Source organism: Microbulbifer sp. MKSA007 (assembly GCA_032615215.1).
Taxonomy (GTDB): Bacteria; Pseudomonadota; Gammaproteobacteria; order Pseudomonadales; family Cellvibrionaceae; genus Microbulbifer.
This window is the reverse complement of sequence record CP128433.1, coordinates 3,576,596-3,594,368: the sequence shown is the minus strand read 5'-3', so window position 1 is coordinate 3,594,368 and position 17,773 is coordinate 3,576,596. Positions and strand designations below refer to the sequence as shown.

The window sequence follows — 17,773 nt, the reverse complement described above, 5'->3', positions numbered from 1 at the left end:
CCTTACACTTGTTTCCGCTCTCTTCCTGCCGCAATTGTGTGAACTGCTCAAACAAGATAGACGGCGGCTGCCTCACCGTTGTGCTTGGGCGCAAGTTACTCCACTGCGGCAGTGCGCTTGATCCCGAAGAGTTGGAATATCCCCATACCCGTGAGCATGGCGAGCGTAAAAATTACCGCTTTTAGCTCTCCCGCCCCGGTAGCGACAATCGCCGGTCCGGGACAAAATCCCGCCAATCCCCAGCCGGCACCAAATAGAAGACTGCCCAATACCAAGCGGCGATCAACCCGGTTACTTGCCGGCAGGTGAAGCGGTTGCTTCCAGATAGACTGTCCCCGGTGCCTGATGAAATGGAATAGTGGCAGACCCACAGCGATAGCGCCAAACATCACCAGTCCCAGAGAGGGGTCCCAGGCGCCGGCTAAATCGAGGAAGCCCAGAACTTTCTCTGGGTTGGCCATACCGGAGAGCAATAACCCCAGGCCGAAAGTGAGCCCGGCCAAAAGTGCGCTGATATTGGTTTTCATCATCATTGCCCCAGCTGGCCGATCAGGAGGTGTCGCATTAGAAACACGGTTGTGAAGCCCGCGGCCATAAATATCAGGGTGGCGGTTAGCGAGCGAGTGGAGAGTCGGGACAAGCCGCAAACACCATGGCCACTGGTACAACCGGAAGCCATCCGCGTGCCCAGGCCCACCAGTAATCCCGCTGCAATTAAGGTGGGATAACCTGCCTGGATATCAATGTCGGGCACTGTTGCAAAGATTTTCCAGGCAAGAGGGCTTATCAATAGCCCCCCGATAAAGGCCAGGCGCCACAGGGAACCCTGGATTTGGTCAAGCAGTCCGCCAATGATGCCGGAGATACCTGCGATACGACCGTTGAAGGCGAGTAAAGCGGCACTGGCGAGGCCAATCAGCAGCCCCCCGGCGAGTGCAGTGCCCGGGGTGAAAGCGGTCCAATCGATGGTCATGGGATTACTCCGCACAGTAGAGCTGGTAAAGGGTTTGCAGCAGGGCGAGTACTCGCGGGTCTGCAACCCGGTAGAAGACGTTTTTTCCTTCGCGGCGTGTTTCGACCAGGCCTTCGCGACGGAGGACACCCAGTTGTTGGGACAGGCTTGGCTGATGAATACCCAGGCGCTCTTCCAATTCGCCTACATTTAACTCTTCCTGGCTGAGCTGACATAGAAGTAGCAAGCGGTCCTGATTGGCCAGGGAGCGCAGCATCGCTGCCGCCTGGCCAGCGGAATCGCGCATTTTGTTGAGATCGAGATGTTCAGTATCAGGCATAGGAACTAAATCAATTTACACAATTACAATATATTGTTTTATATAATATCACATTGTATATTGTTGGTGTAGTGAATACGGGAGAGCAGAAGATGGCTCATGAAGAACACTGTGCCCGGGTACAGCCGTTCCTGGATCGGGATACAGAAACCTGGAGCTATGTGGTGTACGACAGGGAAGGGGTTCCGCCGCTATTGTGGACTCTGTGCTGAATTTTGATTCAGCCTCGGGTCGCACCAGTAGCCGAGGTGCTGAGGAGCTGGTGTCATTTATTCAAGAGAAAGACCTGACTCTGGAGTGGATACTGGAGACTCATGCCCATGCTGACCACTTATCAGCGGCACCGTTTTTACGCCAGCAATTGGGTGGACGTATCGGGATCGGTGAACACATTTGCCAGGTGCAGAAAATCTTCCGCGATGTATTTAACCTTGAGCGGGAGTTCCTGGCAGATGGCAGTCAGTTTGATCATCTCTTTAAGGATGGTGAAACTTTCCAGGTTGGTAAGCTGACAGCGAAAGTGATTTACAGTCCCGGTCACACCCCCGCAGATATGGCCTGGCTAATCGGCGATGCGCTTTTTGTTGGCGATACCTTATTTATGCCGGATGTTGGCAGTGCGCGATGTGACTTCCCCGGCGGCGATGCGTCAGAGCTGTATCGCTCAGTGCGTAAGATCTTGTCCCTTCCCGACCAAACCCGCATGTTTATGTGTCACGACTACCCGCCTAAAGGTAAGCGGGGCTATCAGTGTGAGACCAGCGTGGGAGAGCAACGCAGGGAGAATATTCATTTGCGCGATGGGGTTGCCGAGGAGGATTTTGTCACGGTGCGCCGCAAGCGCGATGCCACTTTATCTGTGCCGCGGCTGATAGTACCGTCTGTGCAGGTGAATATTCGTGCGGGGCAAATGCCCCCGGCAGAATCGAATGGTACGGTTTATTTGAAAGTACCGCTTAATCAGCTTTAGACGAAATTACTGATCGATATATTTATTCAGTTGAATGCATAGAACTGAGGTGACAATGAATATTAAACAATTAGATGAACAGGTGAGCGTTTCTGAGCATATAGCCTGTGAAAGTATGGTGCCATTGGCTCAGAGTGGGGTACAAGTTGTAGTATGCAATTGCCCGGAAGGTGAGAGTGAAACTCACCCTTCCTATGTGGATATGGAGCAGGCCGCATTAGCGGTGGGCATTAAATTTGTGGCTATACCTTTTACTCGCGGACGTATGATGCGAAATCACTGCGAGGCATTTCGTGATGTTTTGCTGGAAGGAGACAAAGTGCACGCGTTTTGCCGGACGGGAAATCGTTCCAGCCAGGTATGGGCCGGTGCCAAGGTCCTGATGGGGGCAGATAAAAAGCAGCTCAATTCCCAGGCCCAGGCCGCAGGATTTGATATTGGCGCTGTGCTGATATCGATTGAACCCTAGCTCTAAAGTGCAGCACTTTCGGTGCTGCAATTCAAACCCTTCTTTTAAGGCGATAGAACTCAGGCCGTAAGGCCAGAGCGGAAAACAGATCATGGCGATGCAGCATCTCACCAGATGGTTTCCCATTCTGGCTACTATTCACTCCTATAATCGGCAGCTGCTAGCCCAGGACCTACTGGCGGCTTCAATTGTTACCGTGCTCCTTATTCCCCAGTCCCTTGCTTACGCTTTGCTTGCCGGATTGCCACCTGAGGTGGGCCTCTATGCGAGTATTGTTCCGCTGCTAGTCTATGGCCTGTTAGGCAGCAGTCGAACACTATCCGTAGGACCTGTAGCGGTAATCTCCTTAATGAGCGCCGCTGCTCTTGGAAAGGTAACAGCGAGCGGTGAGGTAGACTACCTCACTGCAGCAGCGATATTGGCGCTCTTATCTGGAGGAATTCTCACAGTATTAGGTATATTAAAGTTAGGTTTTCTCGCTAACTTTTTATCACACCCGGTAATCTCCGGCTTTATAACTGCCTCTGCATTATTAATTGCACTTAATCAGGTTACCCAATTGCTGGGGCTATCGGTCCATGGAGATACAATATTAGAGCTGTTGCCTGGCTTGTTTGAAAACTTGGGTGGCTATAATCAGTTGACCTTGTTAGTCGGTTTGGGGGTGGTGCTATTTCTATACCTATCTAGAGCTTGTGCGGCAAAACTATTGCAAAGATTAGGAATCACAGCTGATACCGCTAATCTTCTGTCTAAGTCATCCCCCGCAGTAGCAGTGCTGATAACCGTGTACTTCTCATATACTTTTAACCTTGAAGCATGGGGAGTAGCCCTTGTTGGCAGTGTTCCTTCGGGGCTGCCTCAATTTACCTTGCCAAAGTTGTCGGTTTCCCTATTTGAGTCACTTGCGCTACCTGCGCTAATGATTGCTATCATCGGCTATGTAGAATCGATATCCGTGGCAAAGACTTTAGCCGCAAAACGTAGACAAAGAGTTGATTCCAACCAAGAGCTGGTGGCTTTAGGGTTGGCGAATGTTGGGGCAGGTTTTTCTGGTGGATTTCCGGTAAGTGGTGGCTTCTCACGCTCAGTTGTAAATGCTGACGCGGGAGCACAAACACAGTTTGCCAGCCTATTTACCGCAATGGGCATTGGATTCACGGCTCTTTTTCTCACGTCACCACTATATTTTCTTCCGAAAGCTACTCTCGCTGCCACTATTATTGTTGCAGTACTTTCACTGGTAGATTTTTCTATCTTGCGTAAAACTTGGCAATTTTCCAAGGCGGATTTTCTTGCTGTAGCGGTGACAATCTTCGTTACCCTATTATTTGGCGTTGAGTCGGGCGTGCTCTGTGGAGTGGGTGCATCGCTATTATTATTTATTTGGCGCGCATCAAAGCCTCATATTGCAGAGGTAGGATTAATCGAAGGCACTGAGCATTTCCGCAATATAGATCGACACCCAGTTAAAACTGCTTCTGAGATTCTTACTTTTAGAGTAGATGGCCGTCTGATGTTCTCTAATATAAGTACATTGGAAGAGCGTATTTATAGCCGTCTAGGAGGTAATTCCCAGGTCAGGCATATTATCCTGATGTGTAGTGCCGTTAATGAAATTGATTGGAGTGCCTTGGAAGTACTGGAAAGTATAAACAGTATCTTACTTAATAGAGGTGTTCGACTTCATCTTTCTGAAGTTAAAGGTCCGGTGATGGATCGTTTGGAGAAAAGTAGCTTTTTGCAAAAGCTCTCTGGCGAAGTGTTTTTAAGTCAGTACCAGGCATTTGTAAATATACAGGTGGGTCAAGGAGGTAACACATAGATGCCTGGAAACCTTCTAGGTTTCCCTTATGTTGATTTAAGAGTCATTAGTCAAGATTTATCGCTTGAATTTTTAATGCTCTCACTTTTTAAATGGTCGACAATTAGATCGATTTGGGCTTGATTGTCTTTGATTAGTTGGTCCGAGTAGTTCTTTAACTTTGGGAGCTTCTTGTGCTCAAATATGCCGATAAAGGGCTCTCGAATTTCGATATTTAGATAGTCGTATTCTATCCTCCCTTCTTCAGATAAAGACTTTGCAATTTCCAGTGTATGGAGCTGGTGTGTATCCATTGAGCGCTGCATATTTGTTAATGCATCTCGAAACCAGTTTATTTGTCCCCAGTTTTTCAATGTGTCGTAGTTTGTTGTGGAACTAAGGAGTCGAGGGCTTCCAGCACCTAATACCAGGATGTAGTAATTTTTATCGGGAAATTCGTTGATAACATCTCGAAGAATCATACTGGCCGGGTTGTTCATAGCTATAGCTGCATCTGCAAACACACATTGGGATTCGTTTTCCGATTCTGCAGATTCAGGCTCGCAATACTGGATACCTTCATCTTCCGAATAATTGAATACGACAGGAGGAAAAGCAGTTTCAGCACTTACTGCGGCTGTCATTAATTGATAAAGCCGATCGGTGGGGAGATAATTAACCGTCTCACCTTTGTTCTTGAAAAGATGTATCTCTCCATCCTTTAAGTTTAAAGAAGGAATGATTACGTAGTTCTCAAGTTCAGTAAAATTAAGGTCTTTAGTATAATGTTTTTCCATTACCTCATGTAATCGGCTGCCAAAATAAGAGGGTGAAAACAGACCGCCTGCGGTTAGGAGCTTGTGATACCAAGGGGGAGAGAAAAGGTAGTTTACTTCGTTCTCATAGATATCAACCAGATAGTCGAGATGGGATAGCTTTTGCCCGTTTCTGCTGGGAATAGCTTCATCAGGAATATTGAGGCCTGTTGCGATAATGGCTCCAGTGGAAACCCCTGAAAAAACGTCGAACACCTGATCAAGGGGTTTCCCTAATTTGTCTTCAATATACTGCAGTACATGTAGAGGAATTAAGCCTCTGACTCCTCCGCCTGCTACGACGAGGATATTAATCGTGTCTTTTTGCTGGAGATAATCGGTATTGTGAGTAAGATCATACGTGACCGACTCTCGGGGGAATGTGGTTGTTTGCGTAAAAAAATTGTTATAAACGTAGGCGAAAAAAGCATAACCAACAGCAATATACACAAGTGCAATAATAGTCTTTTTGAAAGAGGCGTTGAACTTACTTGCCATGTTGTACCCAAAACCATCTATTCCTTATGGGTTTTGCCTTTTAAAAGACAAACCCCCAAGGGTATATTAACTTTTATTTTATATCTTCAAAGACTGAATGGTAATAAATCAAAATCTATAAGCAATATAGTAAGGAGTTTACACGGAGCTTAAGTAGAAAGTGTAATTGTTCTAGATGGTGGTGACTTGTCTCGAAATCCGACGCTGGTAAGCTCCGCCTTTCTATTGATATAGCATATGCAATGATATCTAGCGGAAGTAATGCGGCTAGATTATGTATCTTGGTTTTTGAAATTAATGTGTTTGGGTTGTAACAAATAATTCGCACGGTCTTGCCGCAAATGAAACAGCGTAGTAGTGGAGCTGTTATCCACAAGTCAAGTGTTTAGGGGAGGATTCGTATTACCTTTTATTGGCTCATATAATGCTACCAAGCACGCGATAGAGCGAATCGGAGAAAACTACCGCGTGGAGCTGGCTCAATTTGGCATTCAGTCTCTAATTGTTCAGCCTGGTAAGCATTCATTTGGAACAACTGTTGATGGTACAGGATTAAATTCCATGATTGGGAAAATTAACAAGGCCACAGAAGAGACGATGCAAGAAATTTATTCAGCTTATGGGATGAGCAATATGTTCCAGATTAAGTAGCTTTGCTAATATAAATAATTGCTTGGCACTTCAAAGAGTAAGTTGATTTTTAGCGGGTTTGTGAGGTGCTTATTTGTATAAGAGTTAATTTTTTAATGGCTGCTTTCAGGGTTTCCATTTTAAGGTTGTTTGCTTAAAGTATTTGCTTGCATGGAATGCTATTCCGAAATAAGGCCATTTAATATACGCATATATTCATTAACAAATAAATCAATACTATGCCTGCTAATCAATGGTTCACAATACCCAAAAACAAAGACCGAATTACGGTAAGTGGTAAAGGTTGCAGCCATTAATGGATTAATGCCGTTAGTTAGAGTAATCATCGGCATCTGAATTTCAAAGTACTCCATTTCATCAGCTAAAAAGGGTATGCTGCCTCCATTGGAAACAATAATCCCTGCGGGAAATGATTTGTGCTGTGCTGTGATTTCAGTAGCCATATGGGTTATATCGCTCATCTTATAGTCTGAGCTGAGATTTTTACTCATAGGCCTTTGCTTGAGCAATACCGAAATGATTTGATTTTGTAGCATTTTGGCAACATCAACAACATTGGCAGACTCTATATTTGGGGGAGCTTCAAGCTAGCAGTTTCGGAAAAGGCTCCAATATGTCCTAAGGGAATGTTAGGGGAGCATAGCCCCTGGCATCCATCGATAAAGTGACTTCTGTTAATTTTTTGTCAACCGGTACTGCTCGCGCGGCAATAGATGCAATGGCACAGTAAATTGCAGTAATTTTTATGCCGTTACTCTTGCCCCAATTGACGAGTTTTTGAGTTTTTTCTGGCGGCATAACATATGAAATAGCACAGGACCTACGCTCTTTGGGGGCGACTTGCTTTTCTACCGGCCAGATGAAATCGTCAGTGTTCTTATGTTCAACTTCTTTTTCTCCATAGTATCCAGCTGACTCTAGCTGGCTTGCAATACTCTCTTGTAGTGGTAGTGACTTGGTCTGTTCAAGTGTTTCGTTAGATCGCAGAAATTTGTCTAAATCTGAAAATATAGTCATTACTGATCTGCCATCAAATGCCGCATGAATATTGATGACGGAAATCCACTCTACGAGACCTCCTTTGTTGAGGTAGAGCTTTATGCTGTATACATATTTTTCACTGTCCAGGCAGTTTATGCCGTGATCTCTAAACTCATCCTCTAAATTGAGGGTATCACCAACTTGGCATATATTTAACGGGATATCATTGAAGTCAACGTCGCAAATCCAGCGAAGTTTTTCCCCTCTTTGGATTCGAGCGCGTAGAAGAGGGTGGCGTCTGTGTAGGTACTCTAACCCTGTGCGTAAAGTGTCAACACTTAACGATTTGCAGACTCTAATGAAAGAAACAAATTGTAAGCCACCATAGGACAGCCTTGTCATCTCTATAAACAAGGCCTCTTGTGGGCCAAGTTCTCGAGATGGAGTTTCTAAACTCATAAAAGACACCGATCAAAATATCGACGATCTTGATTATTTGGGGTCAGAGCAGCATGAATGCCGCATTCGGGAATGTATCCTGACTTGCTGTCAAGGATAGTATTACTCCGCAATTGACTACTTCAGTGCACCAAGCTGCTTTAGGAATCCATATTTATCCCAAGTGACCCAAGCTTCGACTATTTTGCCGTCCTGAATCTTGGAGAATTCCACAGCATCCCAGGTGATTATTTTTTTGGTTGGAGTTTCCCCCATAAACGAGCCGACATGATTAGCGCTGACTGTAACATGAGTTGCGACTAGATCTCCTTCAGCTACTTGCTTGGTACTGACTGCCTTGATGTCTTTGAATGCTTTGTGAAACTTAGCCACTTCTTGTTCAAATTGTTTGAGGTTACGCTTTTGTGGGCCTGCGCTATCCGTTGTCGCAGAATCCAGGTTGTTTATATAGTTAGGAGATAAAATTGTCATGGGATCTATCTTATTTCCGCTTAGCCACAAACCCACAGCTTGCATTGCGAGTTTTTTATTCTCTTCTAGGTTATTTGGCTGCGCTACCACCAAATTGGTAATACTGAATAAAAGGGCTACTAAAACAAAACAGGAAGCTCGTTTGAACATTTGATAGATTCCTTTTTACATAAGTGAGGGGGTGTTTCAGGACGTCTTTTGAACGATATTAAAAATGAGCAAAGAATTGTGTCATCTCCTATTATGGACACATATTCCATAAGGTGAACCGATATTCAGGTAGTTTGGCAAGCTGTCCATCTTTAGACTTTACTGGATTAAAAGTCTGCCGCTAAGATTGATGTTTCAGATTAGCGGCAGAGTATGTATACGAGGTGAGTAATAGAGATGCTGCTGCCAGTATGATAACTGACAGCAGGTTATACGGCTGACCTACAAACTTAGCATCTCCCGTAAGCGAGTAGCGGGGCGTCTTGCAGCCTCAATTTCTTTTCCATCGGTCATTGTTATTAGTAGTCCGCTGTTGACCCATGGTTGAATATCCTGAATAAAATTCAGGTTTATGATTTGCTGGCGGTTGGCGCGAAAGAAAATCTCAGGATTTAAACGCTGCTCAATTTTAGATAATGATTTATAAATGAACGGTTTGTTGCTATCAAAGAATACTTGAGCATGATTTCCACAGTTTTCAAAATAACGGATATTTCCTATTTCTATTAGCCAGCAACGCTCTCCGTCCTTGATAAAGATCTTGTTGTCGGTGTCTAGGTAGTTCGATGAGTGATTATCATCCTGTAAGGAAGAATCACTTAGTGTTTTGTTAAGGGCCCGCTTTAATTTTTCCGGGTTGATCGGCTTGAGGAGATAGTCTAATGCGTTGACTTCGAATGCTTGTATGGCGTATTCATCATAAGCGGTTGTGAAAATAACCTGGGGTGCAGTTTCAAGCTGTTCTAGTATGTCGAAGCCAGTCCCGTCCGGTAGATCAATGTCTAAAAAAAGTAAGTCTGGTTGTTCTTTTAGAATCAGAGAAACTGCCTGCTCACAATCTTTTGCCTCTGCAACTAAATTTATATTTTTGTGAGGCTTTAACAGCTCTCTCAATTCATTACGAGCGAGTCTGGAATCTTCAATAATAATGGCTTTCACTTATTATACCGCCAACTGTAGAGATGAAGTAGGAATATGGCATTGGGCAATAACTTGCTGCCCTTGTTGCTTTATCTGGAAGGATGTGTTGTTACCATATTGAAGAGTCAATCGTTTTTTTATATTAGCTAGCCCCAATCCGGTATTTTCATTTTTCTTTTTGCTGGGCCTTGTTTCTAGAGGTGTGTTTAGTTCTAAGGTCCCTGGGTTAGATACCGTGATGACTAGGTGTTCCTCTTCATGGGATACTCTGATGGTTACTTCACCGCCATGCTTGGACTTTTCAATTCCGTGGCGTATCGCATTTTCTGTAAGCAGTTGGATAATAAGAGGAGGGATTCGTTCTCCCATCAATTCTGGATCAGTTATCAACCTGAAAGTCAAACGATCTTCATATTGTATTTTGAGGAGGTCGATATATTGACAAACAATTTCCAGCTCATCTCTGAGTGGCACGGTTTTCTGTTTATGTGCCATCAATGTATATCTCAGTAGATCAGAGAGGTTTGTCAGCATCGTTCTTGATTTAGTAGCATCCTCAAGAATTAAGGCCCGGATATTGTTTAGTCCATTGAAAAGGAAATGTGGGTTAAGCTGCCCCATAAGTGCTGCCATTTTAACCTCATTGAGCTGTAGGTTAAGTTGAATGGCTTCCTGTTCAGCTTTGAGTAAACGGTCTTGATTAACTGCTGTAACATAAATCAGGGTCCAGCTTACTAATAAAATAGTCATGATAAGCCAGTTGCCAAGTATGTTGTGCCAAATTGATTCGGGGATGGCATACCCCATTAAATTATAATATGAGAATAGAAAGATAACTGAAATATAGGCACATGCAAATGCAAGTGATATTGAAGATAGAAAGAAGTAGGGCCACTGTTGCCTCCAGTTTTTATCTAAGAGGTCAAAGCGATAAATCACTTCTCGGATAATTAGCGTTAAAGCTCCGCAGGTTAATATCAGGGTGAGTGCATGTATGGCGAGCTGCTCGAAACTTTCATCGGTAAGTAAGCCCCGAGAAATGGAGTTCACTAGGGCGAATATTAGCCAGCCGCCAAAATGATACGCTAAGAACTTTGTCGTAGGTGCGGGGGACTTCAGTAACTTCATAAATTAATACATGTTAATAAAATGGCCCCTTGTTCTGGGGCCACAGAGTTTAATTAAAATCAGAATCTCTCGTTCAGCCAGGTTGACATCATCTCGAGGGCAATAGGGGAAAAGGTTTCCTCTATTTCCGCATACTCGGCATAGCTGCCGGTTTCGGCTGTTTGAAAGAGATGATTCATTTTATCGAGTTCAATAATTTCATAATCCTTATGATTGGATTTACTCAACACCTTTTCTATATTGCCTAAGTTCATTTCCGCATCAACTTGAAAATCCAGTGAGCCGTTAAGAGCCAAAATAGGACATTTTGTACCCTCTAAATAGGGCTCAGGGTTGAAGTTCAATGCATAACGAAACCAAGGGGTGGAATACTGTTTCTTAAGTACCTCAACTTGAGCTTCCAGTTTGCCTCCTTCCAAACCTTCGAGTTTAACACTCTTATGAAGAGCTTGATGTAAGCCATCACTGATAGTTCCCCCTATGGGAAGACGAGCAAATTGTTCAAAAATAATTTTATCAAGCTTGCGTAACTCTTGTAGGTTTTTCTCAGTCACACCGCTGTGCTTTCTATCCCTGTGCCACTGGTCGAAAAAGAGCTCTTGCATTTTAACCCCTGGGCCGCCGAGAAGAATTGTAAACGCAATATCATCACGATTGCTGGCTACCATGGGGGCAATCATCCCCCCTCGCTGTGCCCAATCAAGCCCGTTTTACCCTTGGGGAGATCGTTACGACTGTTCAGATAATCCACAATTGCACTGGTATCATTGGCAAAATCTTCGGTAGTTGCCGTGGAGAAACTCCCGGTAGAGTCACCAATTCCTCGTTCATCATAACGTAATACCGCGTACCCTTGCCGGGTTAAATCGTCGGCAATTACCGCAAATGCTTTATGGCCGAATGCGGTTTCATCCCGGTCTTGCGGCCCCGAACCACTAATCAGGATCGCAGTAGCTTTTATCCTTGAGTTTGGTTTGGTCAATGTTCCAGAGATTATATTATTTGTGATTGTACTTTTAAAACTTACCTCTTCAACAGTATAGGGATAGGGGCCTGTTGGTATTTGTGGACGGTTATCCGGTTTAGCAGTATTTATCTTTCTGAAGTTAAGAGTCTGTGACTTCCCTTGAGTAAATGATCCGAACATAAGCTCAACTACTGGGTTGTACGCCCCCTCGTAGCTGATTTGTAAGTCTTCAATTTCGAAGGATATGTTGTTGCCGCTAATGTCCAAGGATGACATCTCTATGCCATAGGCATTTTGTGAAGGGCTATCCAGTACGCCCGTCCATTTATCGTTATCCTGATCAAAATGGAGGACAATCGGAAGTATCTTGTCGTTATCTGTTTGGATAGTGGCCTTCCACTCTCCATCAATGCCACCAGCACTTGCTGTAGTAGAAAACAGGCCGGCGGCTAAGAAAAGCGTCTTTAACTTTGCGTTTGTCTTTGAAAATCTAGTTTGAATATATCGCATAACTATTCTCTCTGTGTTCACCTGCTGAATGCTTGCCATCTTAGAGGAATCTTATTCTTCTGGATTAAAATTAGGATAAGTGGCGAATAGGGCTGCTGAAAGGCGAGGAAGTCTTGACTACCCTTTGTTTAGTTAGGCGTGGGGCAAAGGTATATTACGTCATCAGATAGAGGCGACTTATCCTGATAGCTGGGACGGAGAGACTAACTAACAGTGCGGATTGTACCTATGACGAGCACGGAATCGCCTATATACGTTGGTAAAAAATTTGGCCATTACTGGGGGTATGTATGTAAGGCAAGAGTTGTTTCGGAAATAATTCTTTGGAAGATGATCTTTCGGTGCCAATGAGTCCATGGGTGCTGCCCATTTATGGGCAGCACTGCGAGATGAAGCGTTTACTGTAGAATTACACCTACGTTTGCGTTTCCGGTTTGATTGGCAATAGCGGATTGCGCATCGCCAATTTGTGTTGTTGTTTGGGCGTTACCCACACCATTCTGGTAAGTTTGAGCGGAAGAACCAATACCTGTTGCCGTAATATTGGCAAAGTTGGAAGTTCCGAGCTGCTCGGTCAGTGCGTAGTGATCTGAACCCGTCTGGTTATGAATGGCAACATTGTTGTCGCCAATTTGCCAGAGGTTGCTCTCGTGATCATCGTTGGTTTGAATCACATTTAGGGTGTTGGTAGTACCGTCCTGATATGAGTAGGAGTAGTTGGAGTCCCCATTGACTTGATTGTGGGTCGCCAGGTTGGAGTCGCCGAGCTGATCTACATAGACTTCACTGTTTGACGTCAGTGTTTGGGTAACAAATGCGGTTTGATTTACCCCAGCTTGAGTCACCACAATAACATCATCGGTACTATTGGTTTGAGTTAAGGTTGCACTGTGGCCATCCCCATCTTGGGTAATGGACATGGTGCTACCGTCAACAAATGACTGGAGAGTGAAGACGTACTGATTGTTGTCTCCCTGATTGATCTCGATATAGGCGCCTACAGAGTTATCCTGATAGGACTCGGCGGTATTCATATCGCCAGTTTGGTTATGAATGATCGTGCCACCATCACTGTTAGCGGATTGCTCCGCATAGCTGGTGTTGTTATCACCGATCTGAGTTTGATCGATGGTATTGTTTGTGGCGGTTGGATCACTTTGATCAGCTGTTGCAGTGTTCCCAAGACCTTCTTGGTAAACCGTTGCAGTATTGGTGTCGGCGATAGCGCCCTGGCTAATGATTGCCAGGGCAATACTGGCGGCTAGAGGTGCAATATTCTTCATCATAAACTCCTTTAGTGATGAGACTGTACGACCAATGTCGTTTTCCATTGCATTTTCAAGGTTGAGGTCGTATCAATCACCGTTCACTAGCCTGATCATCGGAATTTGGCCGACAATCTGGCACGTACTCCTTGTGAATGGGGTTGATACAAGTATGAGTTTGATAGATGGCCTAGATAGATGCTATGAGAGGTAAGTGCTGATTTAGTGGGACATTAGTTTAATGGGAGGTATTACTTATTGTCGGTTTGAAATTCTTGCTGAAGAAAGCTTGATAGAGGACTGCCGGTAACAATGTATGATTTAACTTACAAGGTATTCTATTGCCCAAATGATAGTCATTGAGAGAAGGCGATACAGAACTTGATTATCGCCTTTAGTTTTGAGTTATTTAGGGTTTAATTTATTCTAAACATGAAGGGTCACGGGTAACAAAAGTATTACCTATCCAAGTGTTATCAGTGCAAGTTGGATCGTTGGGTGAGTAAAGGTCAAAGATCCCATTGTTTAAGGAGGAGTTAGATAAGACGGTATTACCGTCGGCGCTTCCACTTTCAATAGATATTCCGTAGTCATTGTTATCACTTACACTATTTACACTAATGGTGTTGTTATCAGCGCTCTCAACCCTGATACCTGTCACGTTATTTGTCACTACATTTTGAGAAATGAGATTAGAGTTGGAATCTATCTCAATGCCAACGTCTGTACTGTTATCAATAACATTCAATATAAGGATATTTGAACGACCATCGGGATCGAAATCAACACCGTCACCACCAGCATTTGTGATTATATTGCTAGTAACATTGTTTGAGATTCCTGATCCTACCCATCAACGATGGACACTCTCTTAAGCGATAAACTACGCAGCAGAGGTGCTCTATGACAAGATCAAATAAACCAACCAAAACCACTCGTAAACAATACTCAGAGGAGTATAGGAAGGATGCCCTAGCACTGGCGCTCAAGGTCGGGGTAAGCGTTGCCGCTAAACAGCTTGGATTGCATCCTTCCCAGATTTACGGATGGCGAAGTAAGTCTAAGTTACATCAGAGCCGAGGGGATGCGGAGAGAGAGCTGGCCACAGAAAATGCTCGACTTAAGCGGCAGCTGGCTGAGCAGGCAGAGGAGCTGGCGATCTTAAAAAAGGCCGCAGCGTACTTTGCAAAGAGCCTGAAATGAGGTACGCCTTCATGCAAAAGCACAGGCATGAATTCAGCATCAAAGCGATGGCCAAGGTATTGGGCGTATCTCGCAGTGGCTTTTATAACTGGGTTTCAAGATCGGCTGACCAATCCAAGCACCAGCAGTACCGAATGCAGCTCGATAGCTTGGTACAGCAGCGCTTTATAGCCAGCAAAGAACGTAGCGGCGCCCCTCGTCTGACGAAGGAGTTGGCCAGTGAGGGGAGTAAATATAATCAGAAAACAATTGCTGCCAGCATGCGTCGACAGGGCCTACGGGCTAAAGCAGGCAGGAGGTATAAAGCCACAACCTACTCAAAACATGGTCTGCCAGTAGCTCCAAATTTGCTTGAGCAGAACTTTAATGCTGAAGCGCCGAATCAGAAATGGGCTGGGGATATTACCTACCTACGAACGGAAGAAGGTTGGTTATATCTGGCTGTAGTGATAGACCTATATAGTCGGCTGATTATTGGTTGGGCGATGTCAGAAACGATGACGGCTACATTGGTCTGTGACGCCCTTCAAATGGCTTTATGGCGACGTAAGAAACCTACGAATGTTATCGTGCATACTGACAGGGGAAGCCAGTATTGTTCTAAAGATTATCAATCTTTAATTACAGCGTATGATCTGCGGTGCAGCATGAGCGCCAAAGGTAATTGCTATGATAATGCTTGTGCAGAAACGTTCTTCCACTCACTTAAGGTAGAAGCAATCCATGGTAACCGCTTTCCTACAAGGTGCCTCATGCGAGAAACCGTATTTGAGTATATAGAGATAGACTACAATCGAAATCGCTTACACAGCGCCAATGGCTATCTCAGCCCTGAGGCGTTTGAGGAACAACTAGTCGCTTAGTGGTGTGTTCGTTGTTGATGGGTAGGATCATCCCTCTAGATATATTCCATCTCCACCGGTGCTATCGATAGTATTTCCGATGATTTGGTTATAATTAGCGGGATCTTCAGTTTCTATACCATTTCTGGAGGTTACGCCATCAGATTGTATCTGGATGCCGGTGACAAAGTTACTATCGCTTGAAATAAGTACTCCTACTCCATCAGGATCATCTATATCAACACTTGTAACATAGTGGGACCCATCGTCTTGTAACATAATAGAGTTGTTACAGTTATCGATAACTCCAGAGGTTAAACTAGCAGATAGGCCATTTAGGAGTATGCCGTCGTCTGTTGAGGCAGAGCACGTAACAGTAAATCCATCCATATCAAGTCCGCCCAAGGGACCGGTAATTGTTAGTGCGGGATTAGTGGCACAGACTAAGTCCTGAGTCAGTGTTTCTTGGGAGGTAATGGTATCTCCACAGCTAACAGCATAGCTTTCGAAGGAAATTGCTATTCCAGCAGCGGGCAAAAGAAAATAGGCAAGGGCTAATTTTAGTTTTTTCATACTTTCCATTCCTTGTTCGCGGTTGTTATGTTATTGAGGGTGATTCATTTTCTATGGTTAGATTGGATGAGTGCGTAAGCTGGGCTAGCGTTACTTTTACTATTATTAGCTTTTTTATTTGTTTTCGATAATATTTAATTTAAATTATGGCTTTGATTTTAAAACCCATTGTAAATATTGAATCTTACTTTCAGTAAGGTTTATGGGTGTCTGGAACTTTTGCGTAATACTTTTTTTCTGGTAGAAGTCAGTTTTAGCTTTATCCCATTAGTGCTGGCATGGTTGTAATTTGGGGGCTATGAAGATGTGAGTATTGATTTCACTCTCAATCCGTTATCGGGGAGTATTAGCTACGAATGATTGCTAAGAGATTCTTTACTTTTTTTATACTTTATAAGTAAGCAATATACCGCTCGGCTATTGCTTAACTAGATAATTTTATGGATTTAGTTTGGCAAAGCCTCAATCCAAGCAGTTAGGGTCATTAATGGTAGAACTATTGCCAATCCAGTTGTTCGAAGATGTGCAGTTTTTCTGGTAGAAGTCAGTTTTAGCTTTATCCCATTAGTGCTGGCATGGTTGTAATTTGGGGGCTATGAAGATGTGAGTATTGATTTCACTCTCAATCCGTTATCGGGGAGTATTAGCTACGAATGATTGCTAAGAGATTCTTTACTTTTTTTATACTTTATAAGTAAGCAATATACCGCTCGGCTATTGCTTAACTAGATAATTTTATGGATTTAGTTTGGCAAAGCCTCAATCCAAGCAGTTAGGGTCATTAATGGTAGAACTATTGCCAATCCAGTTGTTCGAAGATGTGCAGTTCGGATCATCAGGGGAGTAAAGGTCGAATATACCATTGTCATTGGCTGTATTAGATAAAATGTTATTGAATTCTGCGCTAGTTCCCTCGATCACTATGCCATAGTCAATGTTATTGTCAGCTTCATTGCTGCTTACTGTATTGCTGTCACTGTTATTGATTCTGATTCCAGTGGTACTGTTCGATATACTATTTTGAGAAATGAGATTTGAATCTGAACTTACAGATATTCCCACATCTCCATCGCCATTGAGAGTGTTGAATATTCTCGCTTTACTGTCACTGATTATAGTGTTAAGTAGGATTAAGTTGCTCCCTCCATCGGAATCAAGAGCTATGCCAAAATCACCAGGGTTAAGAATTTCATTTCCGGTGACTGTATTGCTTCGCCCCTCGATATATATTCCTGAAAATCCCGGGAACTCTAGAAAATTTCCAGTGATCTGATTGAGGCTTGCGGGATTAGCTGTTTCTATGCCTATTGCATATTGCGTACCATTAAAAGGTATCACGATGCCGGTAACAAAATTACTGTTACTTTCAATACGTACGCCCACACCTACAAGATTGTTAATCTCAATATCACTGACAAAATGAACACCATCTTCCGTAAGTGCTATTGAGTCATTGCAATTGTCTATTACGCCGTTAAACAGGCTTGCAGCTAGCCCTGTTAGATAGATGCCCTCATGTAATGGTTCTATACAGGTAACAGTAAACCCATTTAAGTTCAGCCCGCCACCGGGGCCGTCAATTGTGAGGGCTGGATTGGTTTCGCAGGAGAGGTCTTCTGTGAGGGATTCCTGGGTAGTAATCGTGTCACCACAGCTCACAGCAAAACTGTTTGAGGCTAAAGGTAATCCAAAGGTTGGTAGCAGGGTTAAAAATAGCGTTAGGCTTGGCTTCTTCATGGGGGGC

The 17,773-nt window shown here is 44.0% G+C and carries 19 protein-coding genes; 5 read left to right on the top strand and 14 right to left on the bottom strand.

The genetic code is table 11. The annotated features are described in order from the left end of the window. Positions 1-95: 95 nt before the first annotated feature. Genes QT397_18785 through QT397_18775 form a run of 3 tightly spaced genes read right to left on the bottom strand, consistent with a single transcriptional unit; the run spans position 96 to position 1,292 of the window. A complete protein-coding gene (locus QT397_18785; GenBank protein WNZ54907.1) occupies positions 96-533 on the bottom strand; it encodes a YeeE/YedE thiosulfate transporter family protein in 438 nt (145 codons plus the stop codon). After that, positions 530-973, bottom strand: coding sequence for a YeeE/YedE family protein (locus QT397_18780; protein WNZ54906.1), 444 nt, complete (start codon positions 971-973; stop codon positions 530-532). Before QT397_18780 ends, QT397_18785 begins: the two co-directional genes overlap by 4 nt. Positions 974-977: 4 nt before the next feature. Next, the gene (locus QT397_18775; protein ID WNZ54905.1) at positions 978-1,292 is read right to left on the bottom strand and encodes a metalloregulator ArsR/SmtB family transcription factor; all 315 of its coding nucleotides are present in this window, start codon (positions 1,290-1,292) and stop codon (positions 978-980) included. A gap of 205 nt (positions 1,293-1,497) precedes the next feature. On the opposite strand from QT397_18775, the gene QT397_18770 reads away from it, so the two are divergent. The 3 genes from QT397_18770 (at position 1,498) to sulP (ending at position 4,556) form a co-directional block, all read left to right on the top strand. Continuing rightward, entirely contained in the window at positions 1,498-2,262 is a 765-nt protein-coding gene (locus QT397_18770; GenBank protein ID WNZ54904.1) for an MBL fold metallo-hydrolase, read from the top strand. A 55-nt stretch (positions 2,263-2,317) separates the two neighbouring features. After that, entirely contained in the window at positions 2,318-2,731 is a 414-nt protein-coding gene (locus QT397_18765; GenBank protein WNZ54903.1) for a TIGR01244 family sulfur transferase, read from the top strand. A 91-nt stretch (positions 2,732-2,822) separates the two neighbouring features. Further along, positions 2,823-4,556, top strand: a complete 1,734-nt coding sequence (gene sulP / locus QT397_18760; protein ID WNZ54902.1) for a sulfate permease — start codon at positions 2,823-2,825, stop codon at positions 4,554-4,556. 50 nt (positions 4,557-4,606) lie between these two features. Here sulP and QT397_18755 read toward each other — a convergent pair whose 3' ends face one another. Next, positions 4,607-5,848 carry a patatin-like phospholipase family protein gene (locus tag QT397_18755; GenBank protein ID WNZ54901.1) on the bottom strand — a complete coding sequence of 414 codons (1,242 nt, stop codon included), beginning with the start codon at positions 5,846-5,848 and terminating at the stop codon, positions 4,607-4,609. Positions 5,849-6,205: 357 nt separating this feature from the next. On the opposite strand from QT397_18755, the gene QT397_18750 reads away from it, so the two are divergent. Next, the gene (locus tag QT397_18750; protein ID WNZ54900.1) at positions 6,206-6,499 is read left to right on the top strand and encodes a hypothetical protein; all 294 of its coding nucleotides are present in this window, start codon (positions 6,206-6,208) and stop codon (positions 6,497-6,499) included. A gap of 158 nt (positions 6,500-6,657) precedes the next feature. On the opposite strand, the gene QT397_18745 is transcribed toward QT397_18750, so the two are convergent. The 8 genes from QT397_18745 to QT397_18710 form a co-directional block, all read right to left on the bottom strand. Beyond that, on the bottom strand, positions 6,658-6,990 hold the full coding sequence (locus tag QT397_18745) for a hypothetical protein (GenBank protein WNZ54899.1): 333 nt from the start codon (positions 6,988-6,990) through the stop codon (positions 6,658-6,660). A 127-nt stretch (positions 6,991-7,117) separates the two neighbouring features. Next, complete coding sequence (locus QT397_18740) at positions 7,118-7,939, bottom strand: hypothetical protein (protein WNZ54898.1); 822 nt, start codon at positions 7,937-7,939, stop codon at positions 7,118-7,120. 117 nt (positions 7,940-8,056) lie between these two features. After that, complete coding sequence (locus QT397_18735; protein WNZ54897.1) at positions 8,057-8,560, bottom strand: ester cyclase; 504 nt, start codon at positions 8,558-8,560, stop codon at positions 8,057-8,059. Between the two features lie 282 nt (positions 8,561-8,842). After that, positions 8,843-9,559, bottom strand: coding sequence for a LytTR family DNA-binding domain-containing protein (locus QT397_18730; protein ID WNZ54896.1), 717 nt, complete (start codon positions 9,557-9,559; stop codon positions 8,843-8,845). Positions 9,560-9,562: 3 nt separating this feature from the next. Continuing rightward, a complete protein-coding gene (locus tag QT397_18725; GenBank protein WNZ54895.1) occupies positions 9,563-10,669 on the bottom strand; it encodes a histidine kinase in 1,107 nt (368 codons plus the stop codon). A 59-nt stretch (positions 10,670-10,728) separates the two neighbouring features. Beyond that, positions 10,729-11,349, bottom strand: a complete 621-nt coding sequence (locus QT397_18720) for a hypothetical protein (GenBank protein ID WNZ54894.1) — start codon at positions 11,347-11,349, stop codon at positions 10,729-10,731. Further along, positions 11,346-12,146 (bottom strand): alpha/beta hydrolase, encoded by an 801-nt coding sequence (locus QT397_18715; GenBank protein ID WNZ54893.1) that lies wholly within the window; start codon positions 12,144-12,146, stop codon positions 11,346-11,348. The genes QT397_18720 and QT397_18715 overlap by 4 nt, the downstream gene beginning before the upstream one ends. 398 nt (positions 12,147-12,544) lie before the next feature. Then, entirely contained in the window at positions 12,545-13,477 is a 933-nt protein-coding gene (locus QT397_18710; protein ID WNZ54892.1) for a hypothetical protein, read from the bottom strand. 837 nt (positions 13,478-14,314) lie between these two features. Here QT397_18710 and QT397_18705 point away from each other — a divergent pair. Next, a protein-coding gene (locus QT397_18705; GenBank protein ID WNZ54891.1) for an IS3 family transposase occupies positions 14,315-15,477 on the top strand; the annotation gives its coding sequence in 2 pieces (ribosomal slippage) (positions 14,315-14,573 and positions 14,573-15,477; 1,164 coding nt in all). Positions 15,478-15,504: 27 nt separating this feature from the next. Here the strand turns inward: QT397_18705 and QT397_18700 are convergent. Continuing rightward, positions 15,505-16,029 carry a right-handed parallel beta-helix repeat-containing protein gene (locus QT397_18700; GenBank protein ID WNZ54890.1) on the bottom strand — a complete coding sequence of 175 codons (525 nt, stop codon included), beginning with the start codon at positions 16,027-16,029 and terminating at the stop codon, positions 15,505-15,507. Between the two features lie 759 nt (positions 16,030-16,788). Next, positions 16,789-17,766, bottom strand: a complete 978-nt coding sequence (locus QT397_18695; GenBank protein WNZ54889.1) for a right-handed parallel beta-helix repeat-containing protein — start codon at positions 17,764-17,766, stop codon at positions 16,789-16,791. Positions 17,767-17,773: the final 7 nt, after the last annotated feature.